The following is a 20,185-nucleotide window of genomic DNA, read 5'->3' on the forward strand; positions in this document are numbered from 1 at the left end:
CGTTGACAAGGCTATCCGAAGTACGGTCATCCTTGCCACTGACAAAATGCCCGGCCTGCATGAAGGGTTAGCGACCGATGACGGAGATGAATCTCGGCATGACCGAGCGGTTGAAGCCGATCCACGCCCGCGTCGCGGCCATGGTGCGCGACGAGATCATGCCGCTCGACAAGGAATTCCTGAGCGAGGTCGGCAAGGCCGGCGACCGTTGGGTCTACAGCAAGCGCCAGGGGGAGATCCTTGAGGGGCTGAAGAAGACCGCACGGGAGCGCGGCCTGTGGAACTTCTGGCTGACCGGCTCGGAGCGCGGCTACGGCCTGTCCACCGTCGAATACGCCTATTTGGCCGAGGAGATGGGCAAGGCCCATCTGGGCGCCGAAACCTTCAACTGCTCGGCACCCGACACCGGCAACATGGAGGTTCTGGAACGCTACGGCTCGGCCGAGCACAAGCGGGAATGGCTCGAGCCGCTGCTGGACGGAAAGATCCGCTCGGCCTATCTCATGACGGAGCCGGACGTCGCCTCCTCCGACGCCACCAACATTTCCATGCGCTGCGAGCGGCAGGGCGGCGACTATCTGCTCAATGGCGAGAAATGGTGGGCGTCGGGTGCCGGTGACCCGCGCTGCGCCATTTACATCGTCATGGTGCGGACCGCCGGCGATGAAGAGCCACAGCACCGCCGCCATTCGATGATCCTGGTTCCCTCGGGCGCGAAGGGCGTAACCAAGGTCCGGGCGATGCAGGTCTATGGCGACGATGACGCGCCGCATGGCCACATGCATCTTCGCTTCGACAATGTGCGGATATCGACGTCGAACCTGATCCTCGGCGAGGGTAGGGGCTTCGAAATCGCGCAAGGCCGGCTCGGCCCCGGCCGCATCCATCACTGCATGCGCGCCATCGGCCAGGCCGAGATGGCGCTGGAGATGCTGTGCCAGCGTTCCCTACGCCGCGAGGCCTTCGGCCAGAAGCTGGCGAAACTCGGCGCCAATTTCGACATCGTTGCCGAATGTCGCATGGAGATCGAGATGGCCCGGCTGCTCTGCCTCAAGGCGGCATGGATGATCGATCAGGGCGACGCGCGGGCCGCGGCCCCCTGGATCAGCCAGACCAAGGTTATCGCGCCGCGCGTGGCGCTCAAGGTCACCGACGAGGCGGTGCAGATGTTCGGTGCCCAAGGCATCAGCCAGGATACGCCTCTCGCCCGCTCGTGGACGCATCTCAGGACGCTGCGCCTCGCCGACGGGCCGGATGCAGTGCATCGGCGGCAGGTGGCACGCATGGAGCTGAAGAAATACACGCACGAAAAGCTCTGAGCGCTGCCCGGCCGCGTTGCCGCCGACAAACAAGGAATACCGTCAATGACGATCCCCTCCGAAATGAAGGCGCTGCTCTTGGTCGGTGACGGCTATACGAGGACGCCGAGCGGCAGTGCGCTCGAGGCGATGGAGCCGTATCTCGAGCCGGGAAGCATCGGCGTGCCTGCGCCCGGACCTGGCCAAGTGCTGATCAAGGTCAGCCTCGCTTCGATCAATCCATCGGATGTCGCCTTCATCAAGGGCCAGTACGGCCAGCCGCGCGCCAAGGGCCGTCCGGCCGGCTTCGAGGGTGTCGGCACGGTCGTCGCGGGCAGCGAGGAGCCCTATCCCAAGAGCCTTGTCGGCAAGCGCGTCGCTTTCGCCACCGGTCTGAGCAATTGGGGGTCGTGGGCTGAATATGCCGTCGCCGAGGCGGCGGCCTGCATACCGCTTCTCGATACGGTTCGAGACGAGGATGGCGCCGCGATGATCGTCAATCCGCTGACCGCGATCGCCATGTTCGACATCGTCAAGCAGGAAGGCGAAAAGGCCTTCGTCATGACCGCCGGTGCGAGCCAGCTCTGCAAGCTGATCATCGGGCTGGCGAGGGAGGAAGGGTTTCGGCCTGTTGTCACGGTGCGCCGTGACGAGCAGATCGCGTTGCTGAAACAACTTGGAGCGGCGCATGTCCTCAACGAGAAGGCGCCTGATTTCGAGGCCACGCTGCGCGAGGTGATGAAGGCCGAACAGCCGCGCATCTTCCTCGATGCCGTCACCGGGCCGCTGGCGTCAGCCATCTTCAACGCGATGCCAAAAAGGGCGCGCTGGATCATCTACGGCCGGCTTGATCCCGAGGCAACGATCATCCGCGAGCCTGGCCAGCTGATCTTCCAGCACAAGCACATCGAAGGCTTCTGGCTGAGCGAGTGGATGCGGCAATCCAGGGATCGGCGAGGTCCGGCGGTCCTCGAGGCACAGAAGCGTTTTTCCGACGGACGCTGGTCGACCGACGTGACGGCGGTCATTCCGCTGGCCGAGGCAATGGCGCTAATGCCGGCGGAACTGGCCAAGCCCAACGGCAAGGTGTTCATCCGGCCCTGATGCCGTCTTATGCGGCGCCGGAAGGGCGATCGCAGGCTTTCTGGACGCTTTTTCCAGTTCGGTCGACCATCCTTGACGATCCCCGAAATTGATCGCCGCGTCTTTCGGCCCCTATGCCTCGTCGCTTTGTCCGTGATATGTCGCCGCCATCGAATGCCGGGACGGCGCCAAGGCTGAGGCGTCTTCCCCAATGGCGTGCGGGGTGAATTGATGACGATTTCCAAGCCGGTTTTCGATCGTTTGGGGCTGGGCATATGGATCGGGGCATTCCTGATCGTTCTCGGCCTGGTGCTATGGTCGCCCGGCACGCGCACGGTGACGCAGGCCTATGGATATGGCAGCGAAGCGTTCCTGACCGGGCGGCCGCTGTACAATCTTCAATCCGAGATGGGGTACCTGTATGCGCCAGCCTTCGCCGCGCTTTACCTGCCGGTGCTGAAGCTCGGACCCTATCTGGGCGGCGTGGTGTGGCATGTGGTGGGCTTCGCAGCGCTCACCTTCGCGGCGATGCGGCAAGTGCGCAAAATCGGCGGTGAGGAATTGCCATGGCTGCTTTCCTTCGGCCTCTTCCTTGCCCTGCCGATGGCACTGGGTGCGATCCGCAACGGCCAGGCGACGATCCTTTTGACCGCGGCCTGCTGGCTTCTGACCCTGTCGGCGCTCGAAGGGCGGCGCGCCGAAACCTTCTTCTGGGCTTCGGTCGCCATCATCGCCAAACCGACCGCGATCATCATGCTTTTGCTGGTGGGAGCCCTGCGCCTGCGGCTGATACCCGTGCTCGTGCTGGCAGTGCTGTTGGTACTGGCCATACCGTACGCGTTCGCGCCTGCCGGCTACCTCAACCAGCAGTACGGTGATTTCGCCCGCATGTTGACCTCCATGGCCGTCGACAAGTCCGGCCACTTTGTCCCTACCGACTTCACGGCGCCTTTCACCTCGGCCGGGCTGCCCATGCCTGAGTTCGCCGCCACGATCGTGCGCATCGTCGTGGCATTGCTTACGCTGTCGACCGTCCTCTGGTTCGACCGCAAGCTCCAGCCTGGAATAGCCGGACTGGCGATCTTCCTGGCGGCTGCCTTCTACATGTGCGTCTTCAATCCGCGTGTCGAGCCAAATACCTATGCCATGATCGCCGTGCCCGCCGGCCTCGCTATCGCCACACTGTGGCGGGAGGAGCGTGGCGGCGTCCTGGCCTCGGTGCTGTCGACGGTATTGTTCCTCACAGGTTTGACCAGCGTCGAGCGCCACATGCATGATTTCTTCTATCCTTGGTTCCGGCCGATCGCGGTCACCCTCATCGCCTGTTCGCTGATCTGGTGGTTCTGGGCCAAGGCGCGCGAAAAGATCGTGAGCGTCGGGCCCGTTGCACATGGCTGATCCGCGTCAAAAACTCGACATCGTGGCGCCCTTCTTCAACGAGGCGCAATCGGCGCCGGCCTTTGCCGCCCTGCTCGACAGGCTCGAGGAAGCGGTATCAAGCCGTTTCGGCATGGCCGTCCACAAGATCCTGGTCGACGACGGCAGCCTCGACGATGGCGCCAGGCGATTTTCGCAAGCCCTGTCGGGATCGTGGGAGATCGTTCGCCTCAGCCGCAATTTCGGCAAGGAGGTCGCGGTGCTCGCCGGCCTCGACCAGTCGCGGGGCGACATGGTGCTGATCATGGATTCGGATCTGCAGCATTCCATCGATATCAGCTTGAAGATGATCGCCGAGCTGGTGGAAAGCCCAGACATCGACGTCGTGTACGCGCAGAACGACCGCCGCGAGGCGAGCTGGCGGCGCAGCCAGCTGGCGCGTCTTTTCTACAGCCTGATCAACAGCAGCCAGCGTTTCGACATTCCGGAGAACGCCGGTGATTTTCGCGTCATGCGGGGTCCCGTGGTGCGTGCGCTGACCAGCCTGCGCGACAAGCGGCGCTTCAACAAGGGCCTGTTCGCCTGGGCCGGTTTCCGTCAGAAAGCCATACCCTATTCGCCGGAAAACCGCGCCATCGGCACGTCGAAATGGAGCCGGCTCAACCTGATCGCCTTTTCGCTGGAAGGGTTTACATCGTTTTCCGTCATTCCGCTGCGCATCATCAGCTTGAGCGGGATGCTGGCGGCGCTGGCGGGCGTCGTTTACGGCGCCAAAGTGTTCTTCGAGGTGATGTTCTACGGCGTTGCCGTGCCTGGTTACCCCAGCCTGATGGTCGCCGTCGTGCTGCTCGGCGGCCTCAACCTCACCTTGCTCGGCCTGATCGGCGAATATGTCTGGGTCACGCTGTCGGAGAGCAAGGACCGGCCGGTCTATCTGGTGCGCGATGTGGTGCTCAGCGAGACCGCTCGCGACAAGCCGCCGGGCGCGTCCCGCGGATGACGCGGCGCATTCGCCTGATCGCCGACGACTACGGGCTGGCACCAGGGGTTTGCGCCGGCATTCTCGACCTGCTCGACCGCAGACGCCTGACCGGCACCAGCTGCATGACCGGTTTTCCGGAATGGGCCGAGGCGGCGGCGCGCATAAAGCCGCTGCGCGGCCGCGCGGCGATCGGGCTGCACCTGACCCTTACGGACCAGCCAGCGGTCACAGGCAAATCGAGCCTGGCGCCCGGGGGCCGGTTGCCGCCGCTTCGTTCGCTGGCCCTGCCGGTCCTGCGCGGGCGGGTCGACGAGCGCGACGTCCATGCCGAACTCGACGCGCAATATAGCCGTTTCGTCGAGGCGCTGGGCCGCAAACCCGACTTCATCGACGGTCATCAGCACGTGCATTTCCTGCCTGTCGTGCGCGGCTGGCTGCGGACACGTTTTCCCGACACTGCCGGCAGGCCGGTGCTGCGAGGCGCTCCGGCGCTGAGCGATGCCGCCGCCGCACCGAAAATCGCGGCAATCGCTGCCGTGGCCGCCGGCTTCAACCAATCGATGCAGCGTGCCGGCTTTGCCGTTTTGAAGCCGCTCGCCGGCATCTATGACTGGCGGCAACCCGAAAAGTTCGCCCCCTTGCTGGAGGCTGCCGTCGAAGCGCTGTCGGACCGTGGGCTGTTCATGTGCCACCCCGGCCATGTCGACCAAACGCTGTGCGCGCGTGACCCGATGCAAGGCGTGCGCGAAGTGGAATTCGGCGTTCTGGCTTCGGATGTGTTCGGCGCGAGCCTGGCCCGAGCCGGTGTCGAGATCTTGGACGGCCGGGAATGAATGGCGTTCAGCCACGGCGTTCGACCGGCAGCAAGATCGTCCGTTTTGCGCTGGTCGGACTGGCAAATACGGCCATCGACCTTGCCGGTTTTTTCCTGCTGCTCAAGCTGCACGCCCCGCCGCTGTCCGCCAATGTCATCTCTTGGTCGATTGCCGTCGTCTTCTCTTTCGTGGCGAATGGCTTCTGGTCGTTCGAACGCAATCACGCCATTCGGCTGCATGATGCCTTCCTGCGCTTCGTCTCGGCTGGGGCGTTGATTTCGCTCGGCGTGTCCAGCCTGTCGATCGCACTCTTCGCCGGCATCGGCGGTGTGTGGCCGGCAAAGATCGGCGGGGTCATCGTGGCGGCCGTGCTGAACTTCCTTGCCGCGCGTTGGTCGATCGAGGGCCGGCTGCTGAAATAGGTATCTCTATTCCGCCGGTTCCACGTTGGTGTAGGCGGCTTCCTCGAGTTCGCGCTTCAGCCGTGCTTCCTCATGGGTCTTCGGCGTGACGAAGCGGCCAAGCAGGAGATAAGCGACCGGGGTCAGGAACAGTGTCGAGATGGTGGCCAGGCCAAGCCCGCCGACAATGACCCAGCCGAGCGCCACGCGTGCCTCGGCGCCCGCGCCGGCGGCCAGCACGAGCGGCACACCGCCAAGTATGGTGCAGATCATCGTCATCATCACCGGCCGCAGGCGGATGGTGGAAGCCTGCTCGATCGCTTCGCGCACGCCCAGGCCCCGATCTCGCAGCTGGTTGGCGAATTCGACGATCAGGATGCCGTTCTTGGCCATGACGCCGACCAGCAGCACCAGGCCGATCTGGCTGTAGGCGTTGAGGCTGGTGTCTGAAAGCAGCAGCGCGAAAATGGCGCAGGCAAGGCCGAGCGGCACCGTCGCCATGATCATGACGGCGCTGACGAAACTCTCGAACTGAGCGGCCAGCACCAGGAGGATGATGACCAGGGCGAAGCCGAAGATGGTGACCATGGCGCTGTTGGTTTCACCCAAAGTCGCTGCCTCGGCCAGGGGCAGGATGCGGCTTCCAGGCGGCAGGAGCGGCGTGGCGATCTGCTCGGCGCGTGTCAGCGCATCGCCAAGCGCGAAATTGCCAGAAAGGTTCGAGGTGATCGCCACCGAAGGCTGCTGCTGTTCGCGCGACAGCGACGGTGGTACGGCGCGCTCGGTCAGGGTGGCGATGGTCGACATCGGCACGAAGCGGCCATCCGCCGTCTTGAGGAACACATTTTCCAGATCGGTCGGATCGTTGATCGGATTGGTGGTCGAGACCAGTTTCACCCCGTAGCTGCGGTCGGCGATGTAGACATCGACGACGTCGTTGCCGTCGAGCATGGCTTGCATGGTGTTGGCGAGCCCCGTGATGTCGATGCCGAGATCGGAGGCGCGCTCACGATCTATCGCTACGGCCAGTTGCGGCTGCGTCGGGTCGATCGACAGGCGCGGCGTCTGAAAGCGCTCATCCTTCTGCATCTCGGCGATGATCTTGACCGCTGCATCGCCAAGCGCCTTCCGGTCGTTGCCAACCAGAGCGAATTGCAGGCCGTTGCCGGCGCCGCGGATGCCGAGACTGTTGGGTTGGACCGGGAAGATCCGCACGCTGGGCACCTGCCTGGTCAACTGACTGATCTCGGCCATGATCTCCTGCTGGCTGCGGCTGCGCTCGTCCCACGGCGCCAGCGTCATCACCATGAAGCCCGAATTGTAGGAACCGTTCTGGCCGGCGTTTTCGAAGGTCGAGCGGATCTCGCCGGAATCGCGCATCGGCTGGATCAGCCGCTCGATCTTCTGCATCTGCTGCGTCGTGTAGTCGAGACTGACGCCTTGCGGGGCGTTGATGCGCAACAGCACGGCGGCGCGGTCCTCGGTCGGCGTCAGTTCCTGGCGGATGGTGCCGAACAGCGCGAAGGCGACGCCGGCAAACAGCACCGCGACCAGAACCACGATCCAGGGCGCGTCGAGGCAAGCGTGCAGCGCGCGCTTGTAGCCGGCATTCAGGACGCCGCCGATGCGAGCGCCGATGCCTTGGCCGCCTTCGTGGTGAAGCGGCGCGCTGGTCAGCATGCGCGAGGCAAGCATCGGGCAAAGCGTCAGCGCGACCACGCAGGACAGAAGCACCGACATCGCAAGCACGAAACCGAATTCGCGGAACAGGCCGCCGGTCTGGCCGGGCAGGAACGAGATCGGCACGAAGACGGCGACAAGCGTCAGTGTCGTGGCGACGACGGCGAAGAACACTTCCTGCGCGCCGAGCACGGCCGCCGCACGCGGCCCCATGCCTTCATTGCGCCGTCGCACGATGTTTTCCAAGACGACGATGGCGTCGTCGACCACAAGGCCGGTGGCCAGCACCAAAGCGAGCAGCGTCAGGATGTTGACCGAGAAGCCGGCTAGATAGATGGCGGCGATGGTGCCGATCATGGCGACCGGCATCGACAGGCCGGGGATGAGCGTGGCGCGCCAGTCGAGCAGGAAGATGTAGATGACGATCAGCACCATGGTGACCGACAGGCCAAGCGCGATCTCGACCTCGTGCACCGCACCCTTGACGAAGACAGCGTCGTCGCTGGTGATCTTGATCGACATGCCCTTGGGCAGGTTCTCCTGCAGCTTGGCGACGGCGGCCTGGACGCCCGTCGAAATGTCCAGCGTGTTCGATTCCGCCTGGCGGATAATACCGAGGCCGATTCCGGTCTTGCCGTCCGAACGCAGCGTCGTCTGGCCAACATCGGGGCCGAGCGTGACGGTCGCGACATCGCGGATGCGCGTCGTGCCGCCGATGATGATGTTTTCGAATTCCTCGGGCGTCGTCACGTCGGCCGTGGTGCGGACGATCAGGTCCTGGTTGGTCGTTGTGATCGACCCGGCCGGGGAATCGAAGGCGACGGAGGCAAGCGCCGCCCGGAGGTCGGCGACCGTGAAGCCGAGGCTGGCGAGCTTGTTCTGGTCGACATCGATGCGAAAGATCTTGTCGCGGTCGCCATAGACCTGGACGTCGGCGACGCCGGGCACGGCGGCCAGTTCGTCCTCGATCTGGTCCTGGACCACCACCGTCATGTCCTGGATCGACATGGTGTCCGAAGTCACCGCCAGCCGCATCACCGCGTCGGAATTGGCATCGGCCTTGACGATGCGCGGCGGATCGGCGGTATCGGGCATCTGGTTGGCGACCCGGCCGACGGCATCACGCACATCCGAGGCGGCGACATTGAGATCGACACCGTCGTTGAATTCGATGGTGACGCGGCTCGAGCCGAAGGAGGAGGAAGACGAGATCGATTTGACGCCGGAGACACGAGCGACGGCGCCCTCGATCGTGTCGGTCAGTTCGCGGTCGACGGTTTCGGCGGCCGCGCCTTCGAAGGTCGTGGAGACCGTGACGACGGCGCGGTCGACGTCGGGCAATTCGCGGATTTCGACACCGTAGAAGGCAGCGAGGCCGGCAACGGCTATAAGGGTGTTCAGCACGAACGCCATGACCGGCCTGCGGATGAACAGTGCGGTGAAGCCGGTATCGCTGGCGGCGTTGACGGAGCCGGTCATGAGCCTTCCGCGGCGTTGGCGGCGCGCTGCTCCTGGCCCGCGATGCGAACCTCGCCGCCTTCGCTGACACTTTGGGTGCCTTCGGTGACCACCATGTCGCCGCTGTCGATCTCCGCGTCGATCAATACGGTCTCGGTGTTGCGCTGGATGATGCGCACCGGCACGCGCCTGGCCTTGCCGTCCTCGACTTGCCAGACATAGGCGCCGTCCGAACCCCAGAGGATCGCCAGCGGGCTGACGGCCGGATAGGTCTCGCCGGGGAATTTCATGGTGATGGAGAACGACATGCCGGCGCGCAGCGAATCGGCCGGATTGGCGATGGTGGCCTTGACCAGAAGTGTGCGGCTCTTTTCGTCGATATGATTGTCGATCGCCGAAACCGTGCCGGTGTACGCGTTGCTCGGATTGGCGATCGGCGTCGCCGTCAATTGCGCGCCGACCTTGACGGCGGCGGCGAAGCGCTCGGGTACCTGGAAATCGACCAGGATAGAGGACCGGTCGTCAAGCGTGGCGATCGCCGACTGGTTGGTGACGTAATTGCCGGCCGAGATCGGCAGGATGCCGACCGTGCCGGTGATCGGCGCCAGGATCGAGCGGCGCTGCAGTGCAAGCTCGGCATCCTGAAGCGCCAGCTTGGCGCCGGCCAGAACCACTTCGGCATCGGCGACCGCGACCGGTGTCGCCGCGTTGGAGGCACGCAGCGACTTGACGCGGTCGAGCTTGGACTGAGCATCCTGCAAGGCAAGCTTGGCGCGGTCCTGTGCGATGATCTCCGTCTCGGAATCGAGCGTTGCGATGATCTGTCCCTTGTCGACATGAGTGCCGGATTCGACCAGCAACTCGGCAAGACGGCCGGAACTGTAGGGATTGACGGTCACCGAGGCGTTGGCACGGCCGGTGCCGATCGCTTGCAGGCGGTCGTTTATGGTGGCCGTACCGGCAGGCAAGGCGACGACGTTGACCTGCCGGACTCCATTGCGATTGCCAGCCTGTTTCGCGCCGTCCGCACCGCTTCCGGCGGGAGGCGTTGCCGCGTAGGCCCAATCCATCCCCCAGCGCGCCAGCACTGCCGGCGCGCCTGGATAGAAGCCTGCCCAGGCGGCCGCGGCGGCGACCACGATCACAAGCGCAACGACAATTTGCTTCCAGGTCCGCATCGACACTCCGGTTTCAGAAATCGTCGGCCATTCGCAAAGGAACGGCACAGCGACGATGCGGGCGGGCGGCAAAAATCCGGCCACGCCACACCCCGATATCAGCGGTTTATGGCAATTATCACGCAATCGTGCACATTAAATCTCGGTAACGTGAAACCGAGACGGTCGCGAAGCCGATGCAGTGATCCGGAGGATTCTGCTTATCGCAGGCCTTCCATCTCGCGGATGCGCCGGGCGCCGTCGGCCTCAAGTTGCCTGGTGACGGCGCCGATCAGCGTTTCGGCGACGACGAAAAGTGCCGCCGAGGAATCCCATGCGGAAGGCACGGCGGTTCGTCCGGCGATGACATGGCGAGCAAAGCGGGCGATCGGCGACAGCCACTGGTCGGTGAACAGTACGATCTGAACGCCGCGCTGATGCGCCTTCTCGGCGAAGCGGACGAGGCTGTCCTGGTAGCGCCTGATGTCGAAGATCACCAGCACGTCGCGCTTGCCCATGTCAATCAGCCGGTCACGCCACATGCTCTCCTGGCCGGCGAGGTGAAAGACATCGGGCTGGATGACGGCGAGATGGGCGGCCATGTAGCGCGCCAGCGGGTCGGTAAAGCGGCCGCCGATCAGGAATGTCTTGCCACGCCGCTCGGCCAGCCTGGTGGCAATGTCGGCAAGCTGCTTGTCGGACAGGTGCCTGAAGGTCTCGCGCATATTGTCGAGCGTTGCTTCCAGCATGGGCGACACCGTGCCGCCACTAGGCGAGGGCGGGTTGAGCGTTCGTATCGCCGGCGATTGCAATTGCGCCGCCAGTTCATCCTGCAGGCTCGACTGGAACTCGGGGTAATTCTGGAAGCCCAGCCGGGCGACGAAACGCAGGATCGTCGGCGAGGAGACGCCGGCCGCGGATGAGAATTCGGCGACTGTCTTGAGGCCGATCATCGGATAGCTCGCGATCAGCGTCTGCGCTGCGCGCCGTTCGCCGGCGGGCATCGCGCCGATACGGTCGGCAATCAATTCGGCAATGTTGGAAATCATCTTTTCCCCACCCTTGGCCCGCCGACCGTCTTTTCCCCAGATCGCATTTGACAAAGCCAAACAAACTGTATGAAATCATCCACCGGGACGCAATGAAACAAAATACGTAACATACGATACAGCGCTCCCAGGGGACGGCAGGACTATGGAGACAGCGCGGCCCGCCAGCCTTGCATCGTCTGATACCGTAGGGGTGACGAACCCCGGCGGATCGAGCCCCTTCGTGCTGACCTGCGATCACGCTTCCAATTTCCTGCCGGCTGAATTCGGCACGCTCGGCCTCGCCGCCGACGACCTGTCGCGTCACATCGCCTGGGATCCCGGCGCACTGCCGGTTGCGCTGCGGATGGCGCAGGCGCTTGATGCGACGCTGGTCGAAAGCCGCATTTCGCGTCTCGTCATCGACTGCAACCGGCCGCTCGACGCGCCGGACCTTGTGCCGCCGGTCAGCGAAACCACTGCCATACCGGGCAATACCGGCTTGTCGGAAAAACAGCGCGCGGCGCGGGTCGCCCTGTCATGGCAACCGTTCCATGGCGCCATCGAGCGCATCGTCGAGGACCGGTTGGCGCGCGGCCAGGAGACCCGCCTGGTTTCCGTTCATTCCTTCACGCCGGTCTATAAAGGCCGCAATCGGCCCTGGCATATCGGCATCATCCATGACGATGATCGCCGGCTGGCGTCGCCGCTGATATCGGCGCTGCAACGGCTCTCAGGCATCACCGTCGGCATCAACGAACCCTATTCGCCGGCCGACCGCGTCTATTTCACGCTGGAACGGCATGCGCGCTCGCGCGGGCTACCCTGCGCGATGATCGAAATCCGCAACGATGAAATCTCCGGCGAAACCGGGCAGCGGAAATGGGCGGATATGCTCACGGGCATTTTTTCGGATCTGGAGCCAGAGGGCCAAGGGCTCTCGACGAAGCGCAGTCGGAAAGTCAGTTCAATCGGCCAGCTAAGAACCAATAGGGGAACTCTGACATGACAACACCTGATCACTCTGACAAGTCGGAGGACACAAAAATCCTCCACAGTATGGGCTACGCCCAAGAACTAGCGCGCCGCATGAGCGGCTTCTCCAACTTCGCCATTTCCTTCTCGATCATCTGCATTCTGGCGGGCGGCATTACGTCTTTCCCACTGGCCATGGCGACCGGCAGCGGTTTCGAGGCGACCATCGGCTGGGTCATCGGCGGCGTCTTTGCGCTCGTGGTCGCGGCGTCTCTCGGCCAGATTGGATCGGCCTATCCGACAGCCGGCGGCCTCTATCACTGGTCCTCGATCCTGGGCGGACGCGGCTGGGGCTGGGCCACGGCCTGGATCAACTTGCTCGGCCTGATCTTCGTCGTCGCTTCGGTGAATGTCGGCGTCTACCTGCTGTTTCAGGGGCTCGTTGCTGGCCCGATCTTCGGCTGGGACACATCGGCCTGGGGCTTCTGGCAACAGACGGCGGCAGTCGTCTTGATTACAGTTACCCAAGGTTTGTTCAATCATCTCGGCATCAAGACGACGACGATGTTGACCGATTTTTCCGGCTACCTCATCCTCGTTGTCGCGGTCGTGCTGACGCTGACATTCCTGATCTGGGGCGCGCATGGCTTCGATCTCGCGCGGCTGACGACTTTCGTCAACACGACCGGCGATCTCGGTGGTGGCTATGTTCCGACGGCCCGCACCGCACTCGTGGCCTTCCTGATTGGCCTTCTCTACCCGCTTTACACGATCACCGGCTTTGACGCCTCCGCGCATACCGCCGAGGAAACGCACAATGCCCGCGTCGCTGTGCCCAGAGGCATGATCCACGCGGTCCTCTGGTCTCTCGTCTTCGGTTTCGTCATGGCGGTCTCCTTCGTCCTTGCCAGCCCCGATCTCGTGGCGACCGCCAAGGACGGCGGCAATGCCTGGTTCAACCTGTTCAACAATCTGCCGGCGCCAACCTGGCTCAAGGCTCTGCTCGGCATCGCCATCGTGCTGTCGAACTATCTGTGCGCGCTAGCAGGGCTCACTTCGACCTCGCGCATGATCTTTGCCTTTTCGCGTGACGGAGGTCTGCCAGGGTCTTCTTTATGGAAGCAGGTTTCGCCGACCTGGCGCACGCCCGTTCCGGCCATCTGGCTCGGCGTCGTTCTGTCGATTGCCGCCACGCTCTATTCGCCGGCTTTCGCGGCGCTGGCAGCCGGCTGCGCACTCTTCCTCTACGTCTCCTACGCCATGCCGATCGCGGCCGGACTTCTTGCGGAAGGAAAGAGCTGGACCGAGTTCGGGCCATTCCGGCTCGGCATCTGGTCAAAGCCGTTCGCCGTCATCACCGTGCTTGGTGTTCTGGTGTTGATGTATGCCGGCATCCAACCGCCCTTCGACATCTTGATCAACTATGCGATCGGATTGATCGTTCTGCTTGTCGTTTTGTGGTTTGCCGTCGAGAACCGCCGCTTCCAGGGGCCGCCCATCGGCGAGACGGCAATCGCCAAGCGCAGGGCGATCATCGCAGCGGCCGAAAAGGCCGTCGGCGAATCCGCCTAAACAACCAATCAAGCCGTGGCGGGTTCGCTCGCCACGGTTTTTTGTTCTCGTTCAATATGACAAGCCCGAAACGCCAAGCACTGGAGTGCCAAAGGAATGGCCGGAAGTTTCTCGTTCGATCAGTTGAAGAAAGCGGTCTCCAGCGGCGAGATCGACACGGTGCTGGCATGCATTGTCGACATGCAGGGCCGGTTGGCGGGAAAGCGGTTCCTGGCGCAATACTTCGTCGATTCCGCGCATGACGAGACGCATGGCTGCAATTACCTGCTGGCGGCCGACATCGATATGGAGCCGGTGCCGGGCTACAAGGCGGCAAGCTGGTCGAAGGGCTATGGCGACTTCGTCATGAAGCCGGACCTGGCGACGCTGCGGCGCATTCCCTGGCTGGAAAAGACGGCGCTCGTCATTTGCGACGTGCTCGACCACCACACCCATGACGACCTGCCGCATTCGCCGCGCGCCATCCTGAAGAAGCAGGTCAAGCGGCTGAGCGAGCGCGGCTATATCGGCTATTTCGCTTCCGAGCTCGAATTCTATCTGTTTAACGAAACCTACGATTCCGCCCGCAAGAAGCATTGGCAGGGGCTCGATACAGCCTCGCCCTATATTGGCGACTACCAGATCGGCATCACCACCAAGGAAGAAGGCGTCATGCGCCGGCTTCGCAACGAGATGGAAGCCGCCGGTATTCCAATCGAGAATTCCAAGGGCGAGTGGGGTCCGGGCCAGGAAGAGATCAATGTGCGCTACGCCGAGGCGCTCGACATGGCCGACCGCCACGTCATCCTGAAGAACGGCGCCAAGGAGATTGCCGAGTCCGAAGGCAAGGCGATTTCCTTCATGTCCAAGTATAATTACGGTCTCGCCGGCAATTCGAGCCACATCCACAATTCGCTGTGGAGCGCGGACGGCAAGACGCCGCTGTTCTTCGACAGACAAGCCGACTGGACCTTGTCGACGCTCGGCCAGCAATGGGCGGCCGGGCAGCTGAAATACGCCAAGGAATTCACCTGGTTCCTGGCGCCCTACATCAATTCCTACAAGCGCTTCCAGGCCGGCACTTTCGCGCCGACCAAGATCATGTGGAGCGAAGACAACCGCACCGCGGGCTTCCGCCTGTGCGGCGAGGGCACCAAGGGCATCCGCATGGAATGCCGCATCGGCGGCGCCGACCTCAATCCCTATCTCGCCTTCGCGGCGCTGATCGCGGCCGGCCTCGCCGGTATCGACGAGAAGCTGGAATTGCAGAAGCCTTTCGTCGGCGACGCCTATCAGGCTTCTCGTTTGCCGGAAATTCCAAAGACGCTGCGCGATGCGACCGAGACGCTGGCGAAATCGAAGATGCTGAAACAGGCGCTCGGCGAGGATGTGCTCGAGCACTATGTCCACACAGCGAAGTGGGAGCAGTTCGAATACGATCGGCGTATCACGGATTGGGAACTGCACAGAGGGTTCGAGCGCTACTAAAGCTTTATGCAGCTTTATGTTGACAATGTAGTTAATGTAGCTCATATGAAGGCTGCAAGCTGCAATTGTTGGGGAGTTCGCAATGTCCAAATATGCGCCGCTGAAGGAATTTCTGGTCGCCCAGAATGCCGACCGTGTGCCTATGTCGTTCGATCAGATCGAAAGCGTGCTTAGTCTGCCGTTGCCGGCATCGAAGCGATACCCCGCGTGGTGGAGCAACAATCCGAGCAACAATCCCATGACCAGGGAGTGGCTCGAGGCCGGGTTCGAAACCGAATCCGTCAACGTAGGCGCTGGCAAGCTTGTCTTTCGCCGCGTTCGCAAGATGCCGACCGGTGACGCCGCACCCGCTGTGCGTACGCACCGTCACCCTGGATTTGGTTTCATGAAGGGCTTGATAGCAATCGAGGCCGGGTTTGATGTCACCAAACCGTTCGATGATGAGCCTTGGGATCGGGGTTATCTGGGCGGTGAAACTCAGGCGCAGCATGGTAAACACGTGATGCGCAAATGAGTGAAGAGCCGAGCCTGCTGCTGGACACGTGCGCGATGATCTTCATTGCAAACGACAGCAAAATCGACCCTCAGGCAAGTCAGGAGATTTCCGACGCGGCCTATGATGGCCGCCTCTATCTCTCGCCGATGTCAGCATGGGAGATCGGCATCGGTGTGGCCAAGGGCCGGCTCAACTTGCCCATAGCGCCGCTCGATTTCGTAGAGCGATTCATTGAGCGCATGTCCGCAAAACTCAGCGCGATTTCGCCGGCTATTCTGATCGCGTCCTCCAACTTGCCGGGTTCGCCCCATGGCGATCCTATGGATCGAATACTGATTGCCACTGCAAGGGCCTTGGACATGGTTCTTGTGACGCGAGACGAGCCCATCCTTCGCTACAGCCGCAACGGCCATCTGCGTACATTAGCCTGCTAAATGGAGCACCTTTTGGAAACCGTAAAACTCAAATCCCCCATCGACGGCTCGATCTATGCGGAGCGGCCGGTCGCTATCGACCAGGCGATCAACGCCGCGGTCGAGCGTGCCAAGGCGGCGCAGGAGAAGTGGGCGCAGACGCCGATCGTCGAGCGCGGCAAGTACATGCTGGCGATGCTGGAAGCACTGGTCGCGATGACCGACGAGATCGTGCCGGAGATCGCCTGGCAGATGGGGCGTCCCGTTCGTTATGGCGGCGAGTTCGGCGGCGTCAAGGAGCGTACCAACTACATGGTCGAGATCGCGGAAGCGGCGCTCAAGTCCGTGCCGGCCTCCAACCCGAAGGACGGCTTCCGGCGCTATGTGAAGAAGGATCCGCTTGGGGTGGTCATGGTGATCGCGCCATGGAACTATCCCTATCTGACAGCGGTCAACACCATCGTGCCGGCGCTGATGGCCGGCAACGCCGTCATCCTGAAACATGCCGCGCAGACGTTGCTGGTCGGCGAGCGCTTTCAACAGGCTTTCGACAAGGCCGGCCTGCCAAAGGGCGTGTTCCAGAATGTCGTGCTCAACCATGCACAGACGGAAAAACTGCTGGGTTCCGGCAAGATCGACCATGTCAATTTCACCGGCTCGGTCGCTGGCGGCCGTGCTATCGAAAAGGCGGCGGCAGGCACCTTCATGACGCTTGGGCTCGAACTCGGTGGCAAGGATCCGGCCTATGTGCTGCCCGACGCCAAGATGGACCATGCCGTGGCCAATCTGGTCGACGGCGCCTTCTTCAATTCCGGCCAGTGCTGCTGCGGCATCGAACGCGTCTATGTGCACGAAAAAGTCTATGACGAGTTCGTCGAAGGCTTCATCGCCGAGACCAGGAATTATGTCGTCGGCAATCCGCTGGAGCAGGCGACGACGATGGGACCGATGGCGCAGGCGCGCTTTGCCGACCTGATCCGCGAGCAGAAGGCCGAAGCGCTGCGCAAGGGTGCCAAGGCGCACATCAACATGAAGGTGGCTAACGACAAGGCCGGCTCGCCTTACCTGGCGCCGGAGGTGTTGACGCAAGTCGACCATCAGATGAGCGTCATGCGTGAGGAAAGCTTTGGCCCGATCGTCGGCATCATGAAGGCGCGCAACGATGAGGAGGCGATCGCTTTGATGAACGACAGCCCCTACGGGCTGACGGCCTCGATCTGGACGCGCGACACCGAGCATGCGGTGGCGATCGGCGACCGCGTCGAGACCGGCACGGTGTTCATGAACCGCTGCGACTATCTCGATCCCGCGCTGGTCTGGACCGGCGTCAAGGACACCGGCAAAGGCGTTGCCCTGTCGGCGCTGGGCTATGACAATCTGACCCGGCCGAAATCCTTCCATCTGCGTGAAGCCATCTAATTTTCGAAAGACAAAAATGTCCAAGCTCATCTCCAAATGGAACTACCCCACCACCGTTCGCTTCGGCGCCGGGCGCATCAAGGAACTGCCGGAGGTGCTCGCGGCCACCGGCATCAAGCGGCCGCTTTTCGTCACCGATCCGGGATTGGCGAAACTGCCGGTCGTCGCCTCGACGCTCAGGATTCTCGACGAGGCCAAGGTGCCCTATGGCGTGTTCTCCGAGGTGAAGCCGAACCCGGTCGAGTCCAACCTCACCGCCGGCATCGCGGTGTTCAAGAGGGGCAAGCATGACGGCGTCATCGCCTTCGGCGGCGGCTCGGCGCTCGACCTCGGCAAGCTGATCGCCTTCCAGGCCGGCCAAGTCAGGCCGGTCTGGGACTTCGAGGATGTCGGCGACTGGTGGACGCGCGCCAACTCCGACGCCATCGCGCCAATCATCGCTGTGCCGACCACCGCCGGCACCGGCTCGGAGGTCGGCCGCGCCGGCGTCATCACCAACGAGGAGACGCATACCAAGAAGGTCATTTTCCATCCGAAGTTGTTGCCGGCGATCGTCATCGCCGATCCGGAGCTTTCGGTCGGCATGCCTTCCTTCATCACCGCCGGCACCGGCATGGACGCGCTCGCCCATTGCCTCGAGGCCTATTGCGCGCCGGGCTACCATCCGATGGCCGACGGCATTGCCGTCGAAGGCATACGCCTGGTGTTCGAGAACCTGCCGAAGGCTTATGCCAATGGCAAAGATCTCGTCGCCCGCGCCCACATGATGAGCGCGGCCGCCATGGGCGCCGCGGCCTTCCAGAAGGGGCTGGGTGCCATCCACTCGCTGTCGCATCCGATCGGCGCGCTCTACGACACCCATCATGGCATGACCAATGCCGTGTTCATGCCATATGTGCTGGCCTTCAATCGCGACTCCATCGAGGAGCGTATCGCCCGGCTCGCCGCCTATTGCGGCATCAAGGGCGGTTTCGACGGCTTCGCCAAGGCTGTTATCAAGCTGCGCAAGGAGTTGAAGGTGCCGCACGCGCTGCCGGGCCTGATCAAGGGGCTCGACATGGACAAGAAGCGCAAGGGCCTGATCGCCGACATGGCGGTGGTCGATCCGACGGCCGGCGGCAACCCGGTCAAGCTGACCAAGAAGGCGGCGCTGACACTGCTCGAAAACGCCATCGCCGGGACGGTCTGAGGCCGGTTCCTGGATGCGGAAGTTGATCGGGAAACGAGGGGAAAGGAGAGGGGAAGGGGCGATATAGGGGCGGATTAATGATTAGCCGGAAAATTAAGTGATGGCTAATTGCTACAGTCCGTTAAAAAGAGTTAACTTTTCACGCTGCGAGGCGCCGGTTTCACAAAGCTTTCATCTGGCTGTCACACGAAAACGATACCGCATCGCAGACGTCCAACGGCGTCAGTTCAATGGAGAGAACACATGTTCAAATTCACGGGGAAAGTGCTTTCCCTTTCGGCCGCGACCCTGATGGTGTCGTCGGTGATTTCGTCCGCCGCTTCGATGGACGATCTCATCAAGGCCGCCAAGGCCGAAGGCCAGCTCACCACGATCGCCTTGCCGCATGACTGGTGCGGCTACGGCGACGTCATCGCCGGTTTCAAGGCGAAGTATCCGGAAATCACCGTCAACGAACTCAACCCCGACGCCGGCTCCGGCGACGAAGTCGAGGCGATCAAGGCCAACAAGGACAACAAGGGCCCGCAGGCTCCTGATGTCATCGACGTCGGCCTGTCCTTCGGCCCGACCGCCAAGGCCGATGGCCTGTTGATGCCATACAAGGTGTCGACCTGGGACTCGATCCCGGACAGCGCCAAGGATGCCGATGGCGCCTGGTACGGCGACTATTATGGCGTGCTGTCGTTCATGGTGAACAAGGACCTGATCAAGGAATCGCCGAAGGACTGGGCCGATCTCCTCAAGCCCGAATTCGCCAACGCGGTCGCCGTCGCCGGCGATCCGCGCGCTTCGAACCAGGCCATCCAGGCCGTCTACGCCGCGGGCCTTTCCGGTGGCGCGGCTGCTGGTGAAGCCGCTGGCACCGCCGGTCTCGACTTCTTCAAGAAGCTCAACGCCGCCGGCAATTTCGTGCCGGTCGTCGGCAAGCCGGCAACGCTTGCCCAGGGCCAGACCCCGATCCTGATCAACTGGGACTACAACGCGCTCGCCGGTCGCGACACGCTGAAGGGCAACCCGCCCGTCGACGTCATCGTGCCGAAGACCGGCGTTGTCGCCGGTGTTTACGTGCAGGCGATCAGCGCGTTCGCGCCGCATCCGAATGCAGCCAAGCTGTGGATGGAATATCTCTATTCCGACGAAGGCCAGGTCGGCTGGCTGAAGGGCTATTGCCACCCGATTCGCTTCAACGATCTGGCCAAGAACGGCAAGATCCCCGCGGACGTTCTGGCCAAGCTGCCGCCGGCGGAATCCTACGCCTCGGCCGCCTTCCCGACGCTCGACGAGCAGGGCAAGGCGAAGGAGACCATCAGCAAGAATTGGGACGCCGTTGTCGGCGCCAACGTCAAGTAAGGCTTGAAATCCACCGGGCGGCCGC

General features: G+C 62.9%; 17 protein-coding genes. 14 read left to right on the forward strand and 3 right to left on the reverse strand.

The features are described from left to right. Positions 1-77 precede the first annotated feature (77 nt). From LB557_RS20300 to LB557_RS20325, 6 genes are all read left to right on the forward strand, one after another. A complete protein-coding gene (locus tag LB557_RS20300) occupies positions 78-1,319 on the forward strand; it encodes an acyl-CoA dehydrogenase family protein (protein ID WP_224641149.1) in 1,242 nt (413 codons plus the stop codon). Between the two features lie 45 nt (positions 1,320-1,364). After that, complete coding sequence (locus LB557_RS20305; protein ID WP_224641147.1) at positions 1,365-2,402, forward strand: zinc-binding dehydrogenase; 1,038 nt, start codon at positions 1,365-1,367, stop codon at positions 2,400-2,402. A gap of 210 nt (positions 2,403-2,612) precedes the next feature. Then, on the forward strand, positions 2,613-3,779 hold the full coding sequence (locus LB557_RS20310; RefSeq protein ID WP_224641145.1) for a glycosyltransferase 87 family protein: 1,167 nt from the start codon (positions 2,613-2,615) through the stop codon (positions 3,777-3,779). Continuing rightward, complete coding sequence (locus LB557_RS20315) at positions 3,772-4,758, forward strand: glycosyltransferase family 2 protein (protein ID WP_224641143.1); 987 nt, start codon at positions 3,772-3,774, stop codon at positions 4,756-4,758. Before LB557_RS20310 ends, LB557_RS20315 begins: the two co-directional genes overlap by 8 nt. After that, complete coding sequence (locus tag LB557_RS20320; protein ID WP_224641141.1) at positions 4,755-5,573, forward strand: ChbG/HpnK family deacetylase; 819 nt, start codon at positions 4,755-4,757, stop codon at positions 5,571-5,573. Before LB557_RS20315 ends, LB557_RS20320 begins: the two co-directional genes overlap by 4 nt. Continuing rightward, positions 5,570-5,977: a GtrA family protein gene (locus tag LB557_RS20325; protein WP_140661756.1), complete on the forward strand. Its 408-nt coding sequence runs from the start codon at positions 5,570-5,572 to the stop codon at positions 5,975-5,977. The genes LB557_RS20320 and LB557_RS20325 overlap by 4 nt, the downstream gene beginning before the upstream one ends. Positions 5,978-5,983: 6 nt before the next feature. On the opposite strand, the gene LB557_RS20330 is transcribed toward LB557_RS20325, so the two are convergent. The 3 genes from LB557_RS20330 to LB557_RS20340 all read right to left on the reverse strand — a co-directional run bounded on the left by LB557_RS20330 (position 5,984) and on the right by LB557_RS20340 (position 11,300). After that, positions 5,984-9,115, reverse strand: coding sequence for an efflux RND transporter permease subunit (locus LB557_RS20330; RefSeq protein WP_224641138.1), 3,132 nt, complete (start codon positions 9,113-9,115; stop codon positions 5,984-5,986). Then, on the reverse strand, positions 9,112-10,272 hold the full coding sequence (locus LB557_RS20335; protein WP_224641136.1) for an efflux RND transporter periplasmic adaptor subunit: 1,161 nt from the start codon (positions 10,270-10,272) through the stop codon (positions 9,112-9,114). Before LB557_RS20335 ends, LB557_RS20330 begins: the two co-directional genes overlap by 4 nt. A gap of 200 nt (positions 10,273-10,472) precedes the next feature. Then, a complete protein-coding gene (locus LB557_RS20340; RefSeq protein ID WP_015315801.1) occupies positions 10,473-11,300 on the reverse strand; it encodes a MurR/RpiR family transcriptional regulator in 828 nt (275 codons plus the stop codon). 145 nt (positions 11,301-11,445) lie between these two features. On the opposite strand from LB557_RS20340, the gene LB557_RS20345 reads away from it, so the two are divergent. The 8 genes from LB557_RS20345 to LB557_RS20380 all read left to right on the forward strand — a co-directional run bounded on the left by LB557_RS20345 (position 11,446) and on the right by LB557_RS20380 (position 20,160). Beyond that, positions 11,446-12,288 (forward strand): N-formylglutamate amidohydrolase, encoded by an 843-nt coding sequence (locus tag LB557_RS20345; protein WP_224641134.1) that lies wholly within the window; start codon positions 11,446-11,448, stop codon positions 12,286-12,288. Then, positions 12,285-13,826, forward strand: coding sequence for an amino acid permease (locus tag LB557_RS20350; RefSeq protein WP_015315803.1), 1,542 nt, complete (start codon positions 12,285-12,287; stop codon positions 13,824-13,826). The genes LB557_RS20345 and LB557_RS20350 overlap by 4 nt, the downstream gene beginning before the upstream one ends. A gap of 96 nt (positions 13,827-13,922) precedes the next feature. After that, positions 13,923-15,293, forward strand: a complete 1,371-nt coding sequence (locus LB557_RS20355) for a glutamine synthetase family protein (RefSeq protein WP_015315804.1) — start codon at positions 13,923-13,925, stop codon at positions 15,291-15,293. An 82-nt stretch (positions 15,294-15,375) separates the two neighbouring features. Further along, the gene (locus LB557_RS20360; protein ID WP_140618744.1) at positions 15,376-15,807 is read left to right on the forward strand and encodes a hypothetical protein; all 432 of its coding nucleotides are present in this window, start codon (positions 15,376-15,378) and stop codon (positions 15,805-15,807) included. Further along, positions 15,804-16,223 carry a type II toxin-antitoxin system VapC family toxin gene (locus tag LB557_RS20365; protein WP_015315806.1) on the forward strand — a complete coding sequence of 140 codons (420 nt, stop codon included), beginning with the start codon at positions 15,804-15,806 and terminating at the stop codon, positions 16,221-16,223. Before LB557_RS20360 ends, LB557_RS20365 begins: the two co-directional genes overlap by 4 nt. Further along, entirely contained in the window at positions 16,224-17,621 is a 1,398-nt protein-coding gene (locus LB557_RS20370; RefSeq protein ID WP_224641132.1) for an aldehyde dehydrogenase family protein, read from the forward strand. It begins immediately after the preceding gene. 16 nt (positions 17,622-17,637) lie between these two features. Next, positions 17,638-18,810, forward strand: a complete 1,173-nt coding sequence (locus LB557_RS20375; RefSeq protein WP_224641130.1) for an iron-containing alcohol dehydrogenase — start codon at positions 17,638-17,640, stop codon at positions 18,808-18,810. 243 nt (positions 18,811-19,053) lie between these two features. Continuing rightward, complete coding sequence (locus LB557_RS20380) at positions 19,054-20,160, forward strand: ABC transporter substrate-binding protein (RefSeq protein ID WP_224528774.1); 1,107 nt, start codon at positions 19,054-19,056, stop codon at positions 20,158-20,160. Positions 20,161-20,185: the final 25 nt, after the last annotated feature.

It is taken from the genome of Mesorhizobium sp. BR115XR7A, from assembly GCF_020165315.1.
Lineage (GTDB): Bacteria > Pseudomonadota > Alphaproteobacteria > Rhizobiales > Rhizobiaceae > Mesorhizobium > Mesorhizobium australicum.